The organism is Gemmata algarum (genome assembly GCF_034097035.1).
GTDB lineage: Bacteria > Planctomycetota > Planctomycetia > Gemmatales > Gemmataceae > Gemmata > Gemmata algarum.
On the sequence record NZ_JAXBLV010000189.1, the window covers coordinates 1 to 13,693 of the forward strand.

A 13,693-nucleotide genomic window follows, 5' to 3' on the forward strand; every position below is an offset into this window, starting at 1 on the left:
AAGCCGTGTTCGTCGGCCCTGCGACCGTTACGGGCGGGGCGGGCGCCTGCTGTTCGGTCGCGGCGATAAGCCCTGTGGCGCCTGGGCGAGTGACCGCCGCTACGGCGTCACATAAGCGTCCCGGCAGGCGCGGTACGCCGCCTCCAGTTTCGGCAGCCGCGCCTGCGCGCCGTCGGTGTCGCGGGCGATGAGCGCGTCGCGCACCTCTTCCAGCTCCTCGCGCAGGTCGTCGGACGCCTTCGCCTGCTCCCCGGTGACCGCGAGGTCGCGGATGTACACGCCCACCTGGAGCTTGCGGGTGAGCAGGTCCCAGTGTTCCAGGTGCCGGATCGCCTCGTCCCGCTTCCCCGTGCGGGCGGCCACGACCGCTTCCGCGTGAACGGCCCTCATGTCTTCAAAGCACTGCCGGCGGTCCGGGTAGTACAGGTACGCGCCGACCACGCTGAACGCGACCAGCCCGAGGAGCGCGATCGCGCCCAGCACCGGGCCGGGCACCACCACGTCCCACCTCGACCGCGCCCGGTCGGGGGCCGGGGCGGCCGTCAGCCACCGCTCCAGCCGCCCGGCCCGGTCGGCCCGGCGCGCGACCAGCCCGAGCGCCAGGAGCGCCAGGAACCCGTACCCGGCGGGCTGTTCGAGCGGGCCGAACTTCTCGGCCAGTTTCGCCCGCACCTCCGCCGGCCCGCCCGAGCCGGCCGGGAACGGGGCCGAGTAGTCGTCGAACGCGTGCGTGTGGTCGGCCTCGGCCTTGCGGGTGTCGTACAGGAGCGGCTCGCTGGCGTACCCCATCGCCAGAATGATGCCGACGTAGGCCGCGAACCACCGGGCCGCCCGGCGCGGGCCGAAGTCGGTGAACAGCCACACCAGGGTGCCCAGGCTGGTGCCGATGCCTAGCGCGAACAGCACGAACGCGGCCCCGATCGAGTTCCCGTGCTCGAACATCAGCCCGATCTTCATCATCCCGGGCAGCGGCGACGAGTACAGCGGCACCGCCAGCGCCGTCATCAGCAGCGGGGACGACTTGTCCGAGTGGTGCATGGTGTGTTGCAGGCTGCCGAACGGCAGCGCCGCCGACAGCGCCGCCGAGCCGACGATGCCGACCGCGTAGAACGCGAGGTCCCGGCCCGCCAGCTCCCGCGCCGCGGTGACGAACACGGCGAGGACGCGCTTCAGCCCGACCGGCGGGAGCGGTTCCGCGTCGGCCCGCCGCGCCAGCTCGTCCGACTCGGCCGCGTCGGTGGCGCGGGCGAACACGCGGTCCCAGAGGAGCCCGGCGAGCGTGGACAGGACCAGCGACAGCGCGGCGAACGTGACGATCACGACCGGCTCGGCGAGGGTCAGCCCGTACAGGAACGAGAGCGGGTTCAGCAGCGGGGCCGCGAGCACGAACGCCAGCACCGTGCCCCCGGGCACCCCGGCCCGGCGCATCTCGCGGGCCACCGGGATCACCCCGAGCGAGCACACCGGCAGGAGCATCCCCGCCAGCCACCCGCGGAACAGCCCCTTGAACCCGCTCCCGAACAGCCGGCGGGTGCCGGCCGGGCCGAGCATCCGGCGGAACACCCCGGCCACCACGACACCCACGAGGAGCGTCAGCGCCGCCTCGACCGCGCCCTGCCCGCACCGCAGCAGGAACCCCCAGAAGGTGCTCTCGATCATGATGGTTCGGCTCCGCGTGAAAGGTGCTCAGACCGGGACCGGGACGCCCGCGAGGATCTGGTCGAGAACGAACCGGGCCGCGTCCGGGGCCAGCCCCAGGCGCACCCCGAGGACCGGCCGGGCGACCTCCTGCACGTCGTCCGGGGTGACGAACGGGCGCCCCTTGAGGAACGCCCACGCCTGCGCCACCCGCTGCCAGATCAGCAGCCCGCGCGGGCTCAGGCCGAGGGTGACGCCCGCGTGCGCCCGGGTCGCCCGGCCCAGATCGACCAGGTACGCCCGCACGTTCGGCTGCACCGCGACCCGCGCGACGCGCCCTTGCAGGTCCGCGAGGTCGCCGGGGGCCAGCACCGGGGCGCCGGCGCGCGCGTCGGACACGTCGCCGATCGCGCCCGCGAGCAGGTCCAGTTCGTCGGCCCGGTCCGGGTAGCCGACGGACAGCTTCAGCGCGAACCGGTCGAGCTGGGCCTCGGGGAGCGGGTAGGTGCCGTGGTGCTCCACCGGGTTCTGGGTGGCGATCACGAAGAACGTCGGCGCGAGCGGGTGCCGCACGTTGTCCACGGTCGCCTGCCGCTCGGCCATCGCCTCGAGCAGCGCGCTCTGCGTGCGCGGGGTGGTGCGGTTGACCTCGTCGGCCAGCAGCACCTCGGCGAACACGGGGCCGGGCTGGAACTCGAACTCGCGGGTCTTCTGGTTGAACACGCTGAACCCGGTGATGTCGCCGGGCAGCAGGTCGGGCGTACACTGCACCCGCGCGAACGTCCCGCCGACGGCCGCGGCGACGGCCTTCGCGAGCGTCGTCTTGCCCAGCCCGGGCAGGTCTTCGAGCAGCAGGTGCCCGCGCGCCAGCAGGCCCGCGAGGACGTACTCGACGACCCCCGGCTTGCCCCGCAGCGCGCGGTTGAGGGCCGCGCGGAGCCGGTCGATCCGGTCGCACCGGGTGTCGGCGGGCGGTGCGGGCGGGCCGTTCAGTGTCGGGGTCACGGGCGGTCTCCGGCGGTCGGTGAAAGGGGGCCGTGCCACCGCCGCAGGGTCCAGGCGGCGAGGGCGGCCCGGCACACCGCCGCGACCTCGTCGGCGGTCCACGGGGGCGGCCCGTCGGGCGCGTACGCGGCCCACTCGGTGAGGCCGGCGATCCGGGCGAGGTGCGGGTCGGGCGGGCCCGCGGGCGCGGCGGCCCGGACCCACGCGGTCACGGTCTGGCCCGCCGCGCGGGGCGCGCCCGCCCACCGCGCCCGCCGCTCGAGCACCGACACGGCCCGGCGCACCTGGTCGCGCCACGTCGGGCCGGGGAACCAGCGCCACGCGAGCACTGCTGCCGCGTCGATCAGGTGCCGCCGGCGGACGGCAACGGCGGCCACGCCGGCCGAGACCGCCAGGACCGCGAACAGGTTCCGCCCGGCCCACGCAGCGCCCGCCGCGAGGGCATTCAGCACCCGCTGGGAGAAGGGAAGGCGCGGTTCGAGTACCTCGTACCCCGGGGTCGGCTCGACCACCAGCCAGTGCCCGTCGCGGAGCGGCACCTCGGCCCAGACGTGCAGGTCCGTCTCCCGGACCGGCGTGTGCTCCGTTTCCGGGTCGTAGGCGGCCGGGTCCGCGTAGTACCCGAGGCACACCCGGGCTGGGTAATCGAGGGCGCGGAGCAGCAGCGTCGCGGCGGTGGCGAACAGGTAGTCGGGGCCGCGCCGGGACTCGAGCAGGAACCACAGCACCGGCGCCGGGTGGTCGGGCGGTGCCGACGCCCCGCGGTCGTGTACGTATTCGGTGCGCAGCTTCGCCAGCACGGCTTCGATCTGGGGCCACCCGCGCGGCCGGTCCCCGGCCCACGCACGGGCGACTCGCGCGACCTCCGGGCGGAGCGCGTCCGGCACCTCGCCCAGCACCGGCGGCAAACCGCCGGCCGCGAAGGCACCGTCCGGGAGCCGGCGCGGGTCCAGCGTGCGGCAGTCGGTGGTAACGACCACCCCCGGCGGGGTCTTGCGCCGCCCGGCCAGCGCCAGCACGCCGTCGTAGTCCCACTCGTAGTAGTCCGGCTTGTCCACCTTGTTGATCCGGACCCGCGACAGCAGCGCCGGCGTGGGAACCAGGTTGTCCTTCATGTCGGCGGCCTTGAGCCCGTGCCGCTCGTCCGCGCCGTACCAGTCCGCGGCGCGCAGGTGGCCGAGCCGCATCCAGCAGTCCCCGTCGGGTTCCAGCAGCTTGCTGTTCGGCTGCCGGCCGCCGCGCCACCGGTGCGCGGCCGGGTCGTACCGCTCGTACACGACGAGCCGGACGTGCAGCGGGGTGCGGCCCTCGACCTCGAACAGCCCGCGGGCGCCCTGACTGCCGGGCTTCTTGTCCCCGTTCGGTCCTTTGCGGCCGGTGTCGAAGTCGCGGCTCGGGCGGCGGTTGTCGGGCAGCTTCCCGTGGTTCTCGATCACCTGCGCCAGCCCCGCCGCGACCGTCCGCTCCTGATCTTTGGGCGGCTTGTGGGGCGGGCCGTACATGTCGCTCACCGCGTCGATGAGCGCGTTCCGGTTGTCCTCGATCCTCTTGTCCGTCTCGACCATCCCGGCCGCCTTCGCGTTGTCCCCGGCGGTCTCCTCCGGGCCGTCGCCGAGGCCGTACCGGGCGAACGGGTCCGTGTCCCCCGTTCCGCCGGACGTGGGCACCAGCTCGCCCAGCGCCGCGGTCGCCCGCTTCGGCCCGACCACCGCCAGCGCCGCCCCGCCGCCGACCGCGAGCACGAGCACGCACAGCCCGACCCACGGGAGCCCCACCCGGGTCGGCTCCACCTCGACGGTGACGGCCCGCTCCGCGGTCACGAACGCGGCCCGCAGCCCGATCCAGTACACGAGGACGAGCCACCCGCTCCCGACCGCCGCGTACAGCCCGAGGAGCACCAGCACCGCCGGGTGGTTGGTCATCGCGGCCGAGAACAGCATCAGGAACAGGCTGACCACGCACGCGGCCCGCAGGCACAGCACCCACCCGGCGCACGCGGCCAGCCCGAGGCCCACGTTCCGCAGCCCGCACACCATCTGGAGTTCGAGCGGGTACCCGCCGCCGGCCCACCTCCGGACGAGCGGCTCGGCCGCGACCGGGGCGCCCATCAGCGCGAGGACGACGAGGAACACCCACCCGGGCGGTTTCCGGCGCGCGTCTGCCGGAACCGGGACCAGCCGCGCGAGGGCCGCGGCGACCGCGACCCACGCGCCCGCCAGGCCGAGGCTCTGAAGGACCGGCCGCGTGTCCACGGCCGCAACCTCGACCGCCAGCGCGGACAGCGCGACCAGCGCGAACGTGGCCCGGCGCAGCGGGCGGGCCGGTTGTGAGGGCCCCCCCCCCGCGGGTTCCCCCTGCAACCCCCTCTTGTCTTCAGGAGCCATGCCGGGCCTCCCGCCAGCCGCCCCGGAGCCGGATCGGCACCTCGTCGGCCGATCCGATCCGCAGCCACGGCTCGGCGCACGGGTTGTGGTCGCAGGCGTGCGGCGCGATCGAAACGGCGTCCGCGAACCCGCCCGCGCTCAGCACCACCCACCGCTGGTCTTCGGCCGCGCACGCCCCGCACGCGCCGTGGGCGTGCGCGCGGTCGGTGGTGATGATCACCTGGAGGCCGTCGCGGAACCCGCGGCACACCGGGCACGCGAGCACGTCCGCGAGCGGTCCGCAAACCGCGTCCGGCAGGGCCGCCAGCGCGTCGAGTATCTTGTGCGCCTGCCCCACCCCCGACGCGGGCGGGAGCTCGAACCCGGCCCACGCGAGGCCCACCTGCGCGCCGGCCCCGAGCCACCCCTCGGCCAGACTCGCCACCACGCGGACGGCCCATTCGCGGGAGCCGCTCTCATCGGCCCCGGCGTGAACACTCGGGTCCGCGTCGAGGACGAGCTGAATCACCGGCCGGCTGTTCGACTGGAGCTCGCACACGACGAGCCGGTCGTGCTTGGCGGACTGGCCCCAGTGGATGCGGCGCGGCGAGTCGCCGCGCCGGTACGGGCGCACGCCGAGCACGTCCCCGGTCGTGCCGACCTTGCTCCGCGACACGTTCCCTTCCACCTGCCGGTCGCCGCTCACCGGCGGCACCGGGCCGACCGGAAAGGTCTTCGGCCACACGATCAGGGGCGCCTCGACCGCGACCCGGCGGGCGGTTTCCCACAGCCCGAACGGGAACCCGGTGCCGATCCGCGGGACCGCGAGCGGGAACACGCCTCGTCGCGTGGGGGTGAACGACCAGCGGCACGCGGCGGTTCGCCGCCCCGGCGCGGACGCGACCGCCGCGGCGGGTGCGCCCCCGTCCCCGCCGAACCCGTCCCGCACGGCCAGCCCCCACGCGGCCCACGGGAGCCGGTTCCGGAGCGTCAGCCGCACCCCGACCGGCTCGCCCTCCGCGACGCGGGTCCGCTCGAACGCCAGGGTACCGGTCAGCCCGCGGAGCGACAGCCAGGGCCAAACGACACCGAGGCCGACGACCGCGACGATCCCGCCGGCCAAGACGAACCCCTGGGCGTGCAAAAAAAAGCCACACAGGAGCGACGCCAGCGCCGCGACGAGCAGGATGCCGAGCGGGTTGTACAGGGTCCGCCGCACCTTCGCGCTGAAGGCCGGGGAGAAGTCATGGGTCGCGATCCCGGCGACCCAGCACCGCAATCGCGAGCGCGTCGATGGAGATGGCACCGCAGGTTCCTGTACGGCCCGGTGGCGACAAATCAAACTCGGTATGCAATAGTATTACTGAGTTATCCTCTTCAGACCAGTACGAATTCCCGCCAGAGTTGGTTCGGCGGGGCGAGCGCCCGATGTGGTAGAAGGGGCTGTCGCGGGCAGAGCGGGGTCAGCGGGCACGGAAAACGGCCACCGCACCTGTTTCGGTCCCGACGACGAGGCGCACGTCATCGGCGGACCACGCGAGCTGGGTGACGGCGGTCTCGAACCGCACGTCCGCCAGCGGGCGCCGCCCGCTGCCAGGGTGCCACAACAGCACCCGCCCGTCGTCCGCGCCCGAGGCGAGCAGCGGTCCCGCACGCTGGAACGCCAGCGCCGATACCTTGCTCGCCGCGTCGTGCGCGTCCAGAACGAGCGGGCGCGTGTTCGCCGGCCCGGACCCGGAGCAGTCCCACACGGTGACCCGGTGCCCGCCGCCGGTCGCCAGAAACCGCGACGTGTGGTCCCACGCCAGTTGGGTCACCTTTTTCGGGTAACCGAACATCTTCAAGTCTGTATCGGTGGCGGTGACCCAGAAGTGGACGGTCGAGTCCTGGTCGCCGGTGGCGAGGAACTTTGCGTCCGGCGACCACGCCAGCCGCAGCACCGACCCTTTCCACTCGAGCCGCCCGGCCGCATCGGGCCTGTCGGGCGTCCAGAGGGTGACGCCCCCGTAAGCGGCCGTGGTCAGTTCGCGCCCGCCGGGCCGCCACGCGAGGTCGGTGACGGTACTGGCGTGGTCCGGGTAGTCCCGCAACAGGCACCCGTCGCGCCCCCACAACCGCACCTTCTTGCCGGCCGCGGACGCGAGGTACGTTCCGCACGGGCTCACGGCCACCGATTCCACCCACCGCGCCCCGGCGTCGAGGGCGAACCGCTCGGCCCCGGTCGTCGCGTCCCAGACGCGGACCCGGCCGTCCTGGCCGGCCGAGGCAACCGTGCCCTCGTCCGCCCACGTCACCGTGGTCGCGCCGCCCCGGTGACCGGGCCACTGGTGCCGCGCGGAACCGGTGCCGGCGTCCAGAACCACGACCGGCCCGGCGGCCCCGGCCACGGCCACGAACCGGTCGTCGGGCGACCACGCGAGCGAAATCACGTGGTCCTCGATCCCGCCCCGCCAGACTTCGGTGAGTTTCACCCCACCGAACCAGCCGCTCACGCCAAGCATGACTGGAACCCTTCCGTCAGCGCGGCCCGGTCCAGGTTGCGGCCGATGAAGATGAGCTTGTTGGAGCGCGCCGCGGCCCCCCACGGGCGGTCCGGCCGGGCGTCGAGCAGCATGTGAACGCCCTGGAACACGAACCGGTTCTTGTCGCCCTTGATGCTCAGCACGCCCTTCATGCGGAAGATGTCCGTCCCCCGCGTCTGGAGCAGCTCGCTCATCCAGGCGTTGAGCCGGTCCATGTCCAGGTCGCCGGGGGCCGTGATCCCGACCGACGACACCTCGTCGTCGTGCTCGTGGTCCGGCTTGTACTCGTGGGCCGCGGCCGGGGCGAGCGCGCCGGCCGGTCCGACCAGTTCCGCCCCGAACTCGTCCGGCCCGTGCTCGGTGAACAGCGCGTAGCACCCGGCTTCGGCGATCGGCACGGGGAACCGCTTCGGCCCGCCCTCCGGCAGTTGGAGCTGCGAGAGCCGCTGGCCGGCGGGAAGAGGTTCCCCCGGCGCGACCGGGCGCGCCTCGTCACTGAACAGCAGCACCGCGTCCGCCTCCGCCGCTTTCCGCCCCGCGTCGTCGGCCGACGGGCACGGCAGCAGCGCCACGTGCATCGCCGGGTCCGGGCCGTCGCCGCAAACGAACGCGTACTCCCCGGCCCCGAGCTCGTAGACGCCGCCCCACTCGAACGGGTACTCCGGTTCGAGGAACTGCGGGTCCACCTCCAGCGCCCGGTCCAGGTTGAACCCGCCGACGTTCAGGATGCGGTCCATCTCCACGACCGAGTTCCGCGTCCGGTACAGTTTCGCCGCGCCGTTCATGCCCCTGATGCGCGCCTCGAGCGCGTCCTGCTCGCCAGCCGAGACGAGGTCGGTCTTGTTCAGCAGGAGCACGTCGGCGAACGCGATCTGGGTCCGCACCTCGTCCGAGTCCCAGTGGTCGTGGACGTGCTTGGCGTCGATCAGCGTGACGATCCCGTCGAGCCGGGTCTTGCGCCCCACCTCGTCGTCCACGAAGAACGTCTGGGCGACCGGCCCGGGGTCGGCCATGCCGGTGGTCTCGACCACGATGTAGTCGAACTTGTCCTTCCGCTTCATCAGGTTGCCGAGGATGCGGATCAGGTCCCCGCGGACGGTGCAGCAGATGCACCCGTTGTTCATCTCGAAGACTTCCTCTTCCGCGCGGATCACCAGATCCTGGTCGATCCCGACCTCACCGAACTCGTTCTCGATGACCGCGATCCGCTTGCCGTGGTTCGCGGTCAGGATGTGGTTCAGGAGGGTCGTCTTGCCGGACCCGAGGAACCCGGTCAGCACGGTCACCGGCACGCGGTCGCTGGTCGCGGACATGGCCGAACCTCTGTCGTTAACCAAATGTTACCAGGATATACTTCGTTAGTATACAGCACTCAGCCGTGGGTGCCACGGGCCGCGAGGGACAGCACGTCGAGGCGGGTCACATCGGCTGCCGCTTTGGGCAACGTGTGGCGCCGCGCCCGGCCGGGCTCGCCCGCCACCGCGATGACGGTCTCGGCGTCCGGGCCGTCCGGCTCGCCGTACCGCAGCTCGGACACCAGGACGACCGCGTCGGCCGGCAGCCCGAGCACCTCGCGCATCCACCCCCGGATTCGGTCGAGGGTGACCGCGTCGGACTTCGGGCCGGTGCTGTGTGCGTTGACCATCGCGGGGCCATCCGCTCAGGGTGTGAGGATGAAATCGGGCAGCGCGCAACGCCCGTCCGGGCCGCGGCGGACGGTCACCTTCAGCGGGGTGGTGGCCGGGCGGGTGTACCTCTCGCTCACCAGGCTACGGCCGTCGTCGCCGTTCTCGCCGGACCCGCTTCGCCACTCGACGGTCACGGCGTATTCTCCTTCGGGCATCCCGTCGCCGCCGTCTGCGGAGGTGACGGCGAAGCGGCCGTCGGGTCCGGCGCGGGCGCGGGGCGGCAGACCTCCGCCGGTGCCGCCGACGGCATGGAACACCAGCACCGCGCCCGCGGCCGGTTTGCCCCCGCTGACGGCGCGGCCGTGCGTCCGGACCGGCCCCGGCGCGTCGGCGGCCTTCGGGCCGCCGCAGCCCATCACCCCGGCCATGACCAGTGCCGCGACGGTCGCACGCATCAGTTGTCTCCCGCCGGGACCTCGCCGCCGGCGCGGGTGATCATCGCGGCCAGCGTCGGGTAGGTGAGCGACTCCTTGAGGAACCGCACCGACCCGTCGCCGAACAGGCAGTTCGCCCCGCCGGTGTGCGTGCTGTACACCTCCCACTGGTTGGTGCAGTTGACCGCGCACGCGCCCCCGTTCGACGCGTTCCCGTCGGCGGTCGCGCCGTCGATCCGCATGTTCTTGTTCCAGTCGGCCCAGATGCCGCCGTTCACGCACCCCGGCCCGCCGGCGCCGCACGGGTTGTTCTCGGCCACCGTGTCCGTCACCTGCGTCCGCCGCTTCCACAACTGCTGCCGGTTGGCGCACTCGGACACCATCGCGGTGTTCGACAGCCCGTCGGTCATGTCCGACCACCGGTTCCCGCCGCCGTCGAACACCGCCCGGCCGTCGAACGTGGACGGCAGGCCGAGGAGCGCCACGTTGACGCCGCTGAACGGCCCGTAATCCCACCGCCCGCCCTCGATGCGGGTCATGGTGCCGCCGACCGTGGGCACCAGCACCTCGGTGAACGCCGGCTCGCGGGCGGTCGCGGACGGGCACTGGTAGATCTTCACCGGGGTCCTGATCGCGTCGCGGTTCGGCAGGTCGAACCACGCCACGTCCAGGCGGATCAGCTTGAACAGGTTGTCCTGTTCGATGAACGGCAGGATGACCACGGTCCACGGGTGCCGCGGGCCGGGGTTCCGCACGGTGCCGAGGTTCACCGGGAACTCGCCGCGGGCGCTCTCGAAGTTGTGCAGCCCGAGGCCCAGTTGTTTCAGGTTGTTGGAGCACTGCATCCGGGCGGCGGCCTCGCGCACCTTCTGCACCGCGGGCAGCAGCAGCCCGATGAGGACCGCGATGATCGCGATCACCACCAGTAACTCGATCAGCGTGAACGCGGCCCTTCGATGGCGGATCATTTCGGCTCCGTGGAGTGCGGCTCGGTGCGGGGTCATTCGCGGTCGCGGGCGGCCAGCGCGTGCTCCGGGTCGGGCCACGCGGGGAGCGGGTCGCGGATCTTCGACCAGACCGCCGGGCCGCCGGCCATTTCGGCGTCGGTCATCAGCGCGGCGTCGAGCGCGGCGCGGACCGCCGGCTCGTCCATCTTCTGGCCGATGAACACGAGTTCCTGCCGGCGGTCGCCGTGGGGGCCGTCGAACTCGGCGAGTACGTCGGCCCGCTCGCCCGGGTCGGTCGGCCACTGGTCCCGCGGCACGTCGGCCCACCACACGCCGTTCGGCGACAGTTCCATGACGCGCCCGGCGTGCGACCACAGCGCGGCCCACTTCGGGCGCGTCACGATCCAGCAGAACCCCTTGGACCGGAGCAGCCCCGCGAGCAGCGGCTTGTTCAGCATAAACTTGTAGAGCCGCTCGGGGTGGAACGGCACCCGCGCGCGGTACACGAAGCTGGTGATCCCGTACTCGGCCGTTTCGGCCCGCTCCTCGCCGCGGAGCACGGCCATCCACCCCGGCGCGGCCGACGCCTTCTCGAGGTCGAACCGCTTGGTGTCCAGAATCTCGCGCAGGTCGATCCGGCCGTAGGCCGCCGGGACGAGCTTCGCCGTCGCGTTCAACTGGCGGAGGATCGCGAACAGTTGGTCGAGGCGCTCGCGCGGCACGCCGTCGATCTTGTTCACCACGATCACGTCGGCGAACTCGACCTGATCGACCAACAGGTTCACCACGTCCCGCTCGTCCTCTTCGCCGAGCGACAGGCGGCGGTCGGTGAGTGAGTCCAGCGACTGGAAGTCGTCGAGGAAGTTGCGGGCGTCCACCACCGTGACCATCGTATCGAGCCGGGCCACGTCGCCGAGCGACGCCCCGGTTTCGTCCGCGAAGGTGAACGTCTCGGCCACCGGGAGCGGCTCCGAGACGCCGGTCGATTCGATGAGCAGGTAGTCGAACCGGCCGTCCGCCGCCAGTTTGCCCACCTCCTTGAGCAGGTCCTCGCGGAGCGTGCAGCAGATGCACCCGTTCTGCATCTCGACCAGCTTCTCCTCGGTCCGCGACAGGCCGGCCCCGTCCTTGACGAGCGCCGCATCGACGTTCACCTCGGACATGTCGTTGACGATGACCGCGACCTTCAGCCCCTGGCGGTTGGCGAGGACGTGGTTGAGGAGCGTCGTCTTGCCCGCGCCGAGAAAGCCGGACAAGACGGTGACGGGCAGCCTCCGGCCCGCTTCGCGAATCGTGGTCATGCGGTTCGGTACCTCTGTTGTCGGGCGACTTCGCGGCGCTCCCGCGGAAGCGCCGGGGCCGGGGGTGAGGGGATCAGAGGGCACACGTTGGCGAGGAGCGTTCCCCGCGCCCCGCCGGGCGGCGCTTGAGGGGCGAAGCGGAGCGCCTTCTTCGCTAGGTGCCCCCACGCCTTCGCCATGTCCTGCGCCGGGACCGCCGGCGCCTTGTCGCGGGCGGCCAGCGTCGCCTCGCGGTAGGCGGCGCCAAACGTCTCGGCGACCCAGTGCTCGTACCCGGCGATCCAGTCGGCCGCGGCCCGGACCAGTGTGCCGGCCGTCGCCCGCTGGCGCGCCGTGACCGGCCGCGCGCACGGGCCGACGTGTTCCGGGCGGTGAACCGGGCGCCCCGGCGGGCGGTCGAGCAGCAGCGGCTCGAACCCGCTCCGCCGCAGGAACACGCCACCCAGGTCGGGAAGGCAGTACAGCAGTCCGAAACCCCACAGCCACACGACCCCGTCGCCAGCGACGCGGCCGGTGTACGCGGTGCGGTCCGGCCCCGGTTCGGCCGACCGGTAGCGGCACATCCCGAGCCCGAGGAGCACGTTGCCTTCCGGGCGCGCGACATCCCGCCCCCAGCACCAGAGCTGCTGGTCGAGCAGCGCGACCGCCCGGCGGCGCAGGTCGGTGCGAGTGCGGCGGGTCGTCACATCGCCCCCCGGTTCGCGGTCGGCGGCGCGAGGTGGGTGCAGGAGCGGTTCGGGACGCCGGCAGGCGCGCAGCACGCGCCCGGCTTCTGCCGCACCTTGAGTCGCCCGGCTTCCGCCTCCCACACCACCCACGCGCCGGCGATCACCGGCGACACGACCGCCGCCCGCAGAAACGCCCGTCTGGTCCGGTTCACGGCTTCGCCTCACACGTTCGGGTCAGATGTCCAGCACCACGCACAACCGCTTCTCACCGGCCGGCACCGTCGGCGAGCGGTGAAGAACTGCGTCCGCGTGGGTCGGGTGCTTGTGGCCCTTCAGGAATAGCAGCGCGCCGGTCGGCGCGGCGCGCACGTCGCCCGGCGCGGCGGTGGCGACGTACTCGGTGCCCGGGCCGTGGTACGTCGCCACCACCCGGACGCGGATGTTGTCGCAGTGAAACTTGGGGCAGGTGCTCGTGGTCACCACTTCGATGCGCAGCGACGCGGCGGGGGCGGCGAACTGCGCCAGGAAGCTGCGGGCCACGGTCGCGATGTCGGCCGCCAGCGGGGGGCAGTCGAGGCCCAGCGCCGCCAGCCCCGCCGCGACTTTACCGTTGATGTCGGCGGCGTTCACGCTCGAGCGCCAGTCGTGGACGCGGGCCGCGCGCATCGCGCCGGCGACCTCCGGGAGCGGCGACCGTTCGATGAGTAGGGCGTCTTCCGTGCTCCGGTCGAACGCGGCGACCGCGGCGTAATCCCAAACCGGGGTGTGCAGTGCCGCTGGAGCTGTCGTCATGAACGTCCACCTTGCCGGCGAGCCACTCGGATCGACCAGATTTACTTCCGGATACCAAATATGATATTGTTATACCTCATCAAAGGCAATCGGCTTTCCTTCACTCGGGAACGTGTCCCATGAGCGGCTTTCGCGACCAGCCCCCGAGTCCGCTGCTGGAGCTTCCGGTGCTGTGCGCCGCGCTTCTGCTGGCGCTGATGGTTCTGCTGTCGGTTTTGCGGCCCTGACCGGCGCGGCCGCGGCGTTCAGGGCGAGTACGGTGAATGCCCATCCGAGCGCGAGCAGGAACGAGGTGTGCGGACCGGGACACCACGGCGCGAGTGCGATTGGCAACCGCGGCGGCAACCAATCGCACTCGCGTTTTTGATGACAACCGCAATGCCGCAGTGACGATC

The 13,693-nt window shown here is 72.6% G+C and carries 13 protein-coding genes; all 13 read right to left on the reverse strand.

The genetic code is table 11. The features are described 5' to 3' along the window. Nucleotides 1-99: 99 nt before the first annotated feature. Nucleotides 100-1,659, reverse strand: coding sequence for a permease (locus R5W23_RS18365; RefSeq protein WP_320687538.1), 1,560 nt, complete (start codon nt 1,657-1,659; stop codon nt 100-102). A gap of 27 nt (nt 1,660-1,686) precedes the next feature. Continuing rightward, entirely contained in the window at nt 1,687-2,643 is a 957-nt protein-coding gene (locus tag R5W23_RS18370) for an AAA family ATPase (RefSeq protein ID WP_320687539.1), read from the reverse strand. Then, nucleotides 2,640-5,027, reverse strand: a complete 2,388-nt coding sequence (locus R5W23_RS18375; protein ID WP_320687540.1) for a transglutaminase-like domain-containing protein — start codon at nt 5,025-5,027, stop codon at nt 2,640-2,642. Before R5W23_RS18375 ends, R5W23_RS18370 begins: the two co-directional genes overlap by 4 nt. Further along, the gene (locus R5W23_RS18380; protein WP_320687541.1) at nt 5,017-6,312 is read right to left on the reverse strand and encodes a DUF58 domain-containing protein; all 1,296 of its coding nucleotides are present in this window, start codon (nt 6,310-6,312) and stop codon (nt 5,017-5,019) included. The genes R5W23_RS18375 and R5W23_RS18380 overlap by 11 nt, the downstream gene beginning before the upstream one ends. A gap of 157 nt (nt 6,313-6,469) precedes the next feature. After that, entirely contained in the window at nt 6,470-7,507 is a 1,038-nt protein-coding gene (locus R5W23_RS18385; RefSeq protein ID WP_320687542.1) for a WD40 repeat domain-containing protein, read from the reverse strand. Continuing rightward, complete coding sequence (locus R5W23_RS18390; protein ID WP_320687543.1) at nt 7,495-8,841, reverse strand: CobW family GTP-binding protein; 1,347 nt, start codon at nt 8,839-8,841, stop codon at nt 7,495-7,497. Before R5W23_RS18390 ends, R5W23_RS18385 begins: the two co-directional genes overlap by 13 nt. A gap of 59 nt (nt 8,842-8,900) precedes the next feature. Further along, on the reverse strand, nt 8,901-9,173 hold the full coding sequence (locus tag R5W23_RS18395) for a hypothetical protein (protein WP_320687544.1): 273 nt from the start codon (nt 9,171-9,173) through the stop codon (nt 8,901-8,903). A 15-nt stretch (nt 9,174-9,188) separates the two neighbouring features. Then, complete coding sequence (locus R5W23_RS18400) at nt 9,189-9,611, reverse strand: hypothetical protein (RefSeq protein ID WP_320687545.1); 423 nt, start codon at nt 9,609-9,611, stop codon at nt 9,189-9,191. Then, nucleotides 9,611-10,558, reverse strand: coding sequence for a DUF1559 domain-containing protein (locus R5W23_RS18405; RefSeq protein WP_320687546.1), 948 nt, complete (start codon nt 10,556-10,558; stop codon nt 9,611-9,613). Before R5W23_RS18405 ends, R5W23_RS18400 begins: the two co-directional genes overlap by 1 nt. 32 nt (nt 10,559-10,590) lie before the next feature. Next, entirely contained in the window at nt 10,591-11,838 is a 1,248-nt protein-coding gene (gene zigA / locus R5W23_RS18410; RefSeq protein ID WP_320687547.1) for a zinc metallochaperone GTPase ZigA, read from the reverse strand. Next, nucleotides 11,835-12,524 carry a hypothetical protein gene (locus R5W23_RS18415; protein WP_320687548.1) on the reverse strand — a complete coding sequence of 230 codons (690 nt, stop codon included), beginning with the start codon at nt 12,522-12,524 and terminating at the stop codon, nt 11,835-11,837. The genes zigA and R5W23_RS18415 overlap by 4 nt, the downstream gene beginning before the upstream one ends. Then, complete coding sequence (locus R5W23_RS18420; protein WP_320687549.1) at nt 12,521-12,718, reverse strand: hypothetical protein; 198 nt, start codon at nt 12,716-12,718, stop codon at nt 12,521-12,523. The genes R5W23_RS18415 and R5W23_RS18420 overlap by 4 nt, the downstream gene beginning before the upstream one ends. A gap of 22 nt (nt 12,719-12,740) precedes the next feature. Next, a complete protein-coding gene (locus R5W23_RS18425) occupies nt 12,741-13,298 on the reverse strand; it encodes a DUF1826 domain-containing protein (protein ID WP_320687550.1) in 558 nt (185 codons plus the stop codon). Between the last annotated feature and the right edge of the window lie 395 nt (nt 13,299-13,693).

Bases quoted from the DNA above. Each gene is read 5' to 3' on its own strand.
- R5W23_RS18395 (WP_320687544.1), bottom strand. From the start codon at position 9,173: ATGGTCAACGCACACAGCACCGGCCCGAAGTCCGACGCGGTCACCCTC.
- zigA (WP_320687547.1), bottom strand. From the start codon at position 11,838: ATGACCACGATTCGCGAAGCGGGCCGGAGGCTGCCCGTCACCGTCTTG.
- R5W23_RS18425 (WP_320687550.1), bottom strand. From the start codon at position 13,298: ATGACGACAGCTCCAGCGGCACTGCACACCCCGGTTTGGGATTACGCC.
- R5W23_RS18385 (WP_320687542.1), bottom strand. From the start codon at position 7,507: ATGCTTGGCGTGAGCGGCTGGTTCGGTGGGGTGAAACTCACCGAAGTC.
- R5W23_RS18405 (WP_320687546.1), bottom strand. From the start codon at position 10,558: ATGATCCGCCATCGAAGGGCCGCGTTCACGCTGATCGAGTTACTGGTG.
- R5W23_RS18390 (WP_320687543.1), bottom strand. From the start codon at position 8,841: ATGTCCGCGACCAGCGACCGCGTGCCGGTGACCGTGCTGACCGGGTTC.
- R5W23_RS18375 (WP_320687540.1), bottom strand. From the start codon at position 5,027: ATGGCTCCTGAAGACAAGAGGGGGTTGCAGGGGGAACCCGCGGGGGGG.
- R5W23_RS18365 (WP_320687538.1), bottom strand. From the start codon at position 1,659: ATGATCGAGAGCACCTTCTGGGGGTTCCTGCTGCGGTGCGGGCAGGGC.
- R5W23_RS18400 (WP_320687545.1), bottom strand. From the start codon at position 9,611: ATGCGTGCGACCGTCGCGGCACTGGTCATGGCCGGGGTGATGGGCTGC.